General features: G+C 49.8%; 3 protein-coding genes. All 3 read right to left on the minus strand.

Translation table 11 applies throughout. From position 1 onward, the window contains the following. Nucleotides 1-1,138, minus strand: a 1,138-nt coding sequence (locus HKN79_03210; protein NNC82561.1) for an NAD(P)H-binding protein, incomplete at its 3' end; no start/stop codon positions are given. Between the two features lie 75 nt (nt 1,139-1,213). Continuing rightward, nucleotides 1,214-2,878 carry a mechanosensitive ion channel family protein gene (locus HKN79_03215; GenBank protein ID NNC82562.1) on the minus strand — a complete coding sequence of 555 codons (1,665 nt, stop codon included), beginning with the start codon at nt 2,876-2,878 and terminating at the stop codon, nt 1,214-1,216. A 193-nt stretch (nt 2,879-3,071) separates the two neighbouring features. Then, complete coding sequence (locus HKN79_03220) at nt 3,072-3,419, minus strand: hypothetical protein (protein NNC82563.1); 348 nt, start codon at nt 3,417-3,419, stop codon at nt 3,072-3,074. Nucleotides 3,420-3,473 lie beyond the last annotated feature (54 nt).

The raw sequence follows: 3,473 nt of genomic DNA on the forward strand, positions 1-3,473 counted from the left end.
AGCCAACACCTCCGAACAGTTTGTCTACAAAGCCGCGTATTCGCCAGAGTCCATCGGCATAGTACCATCCGGTGCGCCCTCCTATGCGCCAGAGTTTGTCCTTGGTCTTGTTCACATCCTGCATCTGCATCGATCGATGGTCTTTCAGGCATCCGTAATCCGGTACCTGCAAGAACTCCGAAGGCTCTAATCTGAAGCGTCCGCTGATGCGTGAATCCTTCCAGCTGGAGAGGACTTGATTCTGCTCGATCTTCTGCAATGTCAGCTCCAGAGCATCTGCATAACTCATGGGCTCTATGCCCAGCTCCTCTGCCAGATCATTGGTCTTGGCAATGACTTCCACCTTCATGCTATCCACCAGCGACATGGCCAATTTATAGCTCGTAGAGGTGACGAAGTAGAGCCAGTAACTGGATAATCTCGGAGTCATGACCGGTACACTGATGATATATCGTTTCAGTCCACGGGCCTGGGCGTATCCGAGAAGCATCTCTTTATAGGTCAGCACATCGGGTCCTGCGATATCGAAGTGACCATCATAGGCCGCTCTGTGACCCAATACCCGTGTCAAAAAGGAGATGACATCCCGGATGCCGATCGGTTGGCAACGCGTCTCCAGCCATCGCGGAGCGATCATGATGGGCAATTTCTCCACCAGATCCCGTATGATCTCGAAGGATGCACTCCCGCTACCAATGATGATAGCCGCACGGAGAGTGGTCAGATGGAAATCACCGGCAGATAGCTCATCTTCTACCGCTTTGCGTGATGCTAAATGAGGGGAGAGGGAATCATCGTTCACAATACCGCTCAGATATATCACCTGTTCACAGTCCGTAGCTTGAATACTCTTCTTGAAATTCTTTGCCATGCGCAACTCCATCTCTTGATAATCCTGTGAACTGGACATGGAGTGCATGAGGAAATAGGCTGCATCGATATCAGAAGGGATAGAGTCCAAGGTCTCTTCTTTCAGAAAATCCACCTCGATGACGGAGATTTGACTGCGCAAGGACTCAGGCGCTTGGAATCGATGCAGATCCCGTGTGCAGCACACTACGTGATGCCCCTGCTCGATGAGCACGGGTAAGAGTCTTTGGCCGATATATCCGGTGGCACCGGTCAGGAGGATCTTCATGTGCTGTCTTTTGCGTTGATGTTCTGATTCTTAAGCAAGACAGTTCCTACGGCCTTTCGGCTTCTGAAAGTGGGGTCAGGCCCCACCTAAAGGTTTGAAGTGATCGCTATTGGATGTGTCGGTACGTTGGAAATACTCTCGAGCCTTCGCTAGACGATCGGCCATAGCATTTTCCATTTCTTCAGGCTCTTTGGGGCTGGGTGTAGTGATACCAGCTCCAGGAAACTCCTCCACATGTAAGGTCTGGGTAGGGAAGGCGAATCGCACGCCCATGTGATGGGCAAGATCCAAGATAGCATAGATCAATTGATGTTTGGCCTTTAATTCATCGCTCCAATTAGAGGCTTCGAAGAAAACGTAGAGCAGGATATTCAATGACGAGGCTCCCATTCCGTTCAGATGAACCTCATAGTAATCTTTACGCGTAGTTGGGTGCGCTTCCACCAGTTCTCGTATCCCTTGTACAAAACGCTCGATGGTATCGGGATGGGTGTCGTAGGTGATAGAGATGTTGGTGTTGTATCTACGGTATTGTCTCAGACCCATATTATCGACCACACTGTCTGCCAATTTCGCATTGGGGACATAGGTCAGGCTATTGGCAAAAGTGCGTATGCGGGTAGAGCGTACGCCCACTTTCTCTACGGTTCCGTCCAACCCATCGAAGTGTATCCAATCTCCTATCTGGAAGGGTTTGTCGAGGAATATCATCAAAGAACCAAAGAAGTTCTTGACTGTATCCTGTGCGGCCAGAGCTATGGCCAAGCCCCCTATGGATACCCCGGCCAGCAGTGCAGTGACATTCACCTCCAGCATACTGAGCACCTGTATGGTCCCAAGTACCCATATGATGGCCGTGATGATCGGTTGGATGACCGGCAGCAGTTGGTCGTCCATCGTGTTCTCGGTCCGTGTGGCAGCCTTGGCCAAGAAACGGAATGCGAGAGCGACCAGTTTGACCAGTAGGAGAATGACCAGAAAGACAGTCAGGATCTCCAAGCTCTTGATAAGCACAGAACCCAGACGTGGTGAAAGATGTAGACTCGGAAGTAAGTAAAGAACTGTGCGTGTGGAAACGATCAGGGCAAGCATCCGTATCAGGCCTTTGTGTTCATCTTCAGCTGCCCAGAGACCACCCAGTCGTTTTTTTAGGAATCGCTCCATGATGGGAGTAATAACAGCCCGTATCAACACGAAGGCAATGGAAAAGATCAGTAGAAGGGCCATCAGTCCGAGCCATTGCCAGAGCTCGACCCCTAGGAATCGGTTCTGCCAGACCTCCTGATGGAATCGCGAGCGGAGATCCAATGCCAGAGGAAAAGTCTCTTTATACAGGTCGGGAATGGATGCCAACGTGGTCTCGGAGTAGAACCAACGTCCATCATTGGATTGGGCCACCGTGATACGGGAGTCCATCTGGCTGAGTGTATAGACAGGCATCTCATTGACCTCATCGGTATAGTCCGGGTCCTTGGGGAGTTTGTCAACATCTACATAGATTCCTTTTCCATCTAGTATCTGTTTAAGACGGATGGCCGCCCTCACAGGATCGGGTGTATCTGCCGGAAAACTCCGTGCGGCCTTGGCAGGATCATAGTCAGACTCCTGAAGATAATAAAGGTGATTGTAGATGACATGATAGGGACTGCGGTTGACCCTTGCAGAATCCACTTGTGCTTGAGCGTAAGAACCAAGAAGCAGAAAAAAGAAAAAGATCGATGTCGGTATCCAATGTCTCATATCGGCTACAAAGGAATCAAAAAGTCATGTGTCATCGAGATCGGAGAAGCCACCAGTCAGAAGTTCCAAGACAGATAGGCTGCGGAGGGAAGCAACCTATTAGAGACTGGAGTTTCATGGGCTATGACCCACCCGTCAAGCTATGGGATAGGCGAAATGAGATCGCATTGGGACTCACTACAGAGAAATTGGGTCAATTATCATGGATAATTGCTCCTTCCATGTGATCCACGGCTTCTGAGCGACCTTGTTTGGTCATTTCATAGACCGTGATGTGGAATCTCCATGCGTCCTTGAGTTCATTGAATTCATCCAACCAGGTACGCATTACCTTGAAAATGGATGAGGTATAGCTGCAATCCCACGATTTAAAGGTGTGCACTACAAGGTAGAGCACGCCATCTTTGAGATCGAGCAATTCAGAACTCGGCAGTTTCTCTGCAGTGGTCTTTTCCAGTCGGCTGTAGAAATGCCGCTCGTTGATCTGGGTGATGATGGACTTGTCCATGGTCAGTGGTCTAATGGGGTTACTATTAGACATACGATGGAAAGACCCATTTGGGTTCACCGGAAGGAGATGAGAAGACCCATAGGG

The organism is Flavobacteriales bacterium, from assembly GCA_013001705.1.
Classification (GTDB): Bacteria; Bacteroidota; Bacteroidia; order Flavobacteriales_D; family JABDKJ01; genus JABDLZ01.

What these genes read in the sequence shown, in the direction of transcription:
- HKN79_03220 (NNC82563.1), bottom strand. Translation starts at nt 3,419, where the DNA reads ATGTCTAATAGTAACCCCATTAGACCACTGACCATGGACAAGTCCATC.
- HKN79_03215 (NNC82562.1), bottom strand. Translation starts at nt 2,878, where the DNA reads ATGAGACATTGGATACCGACATCGATCTTTTTCTTTTTTCTGCTTCTT.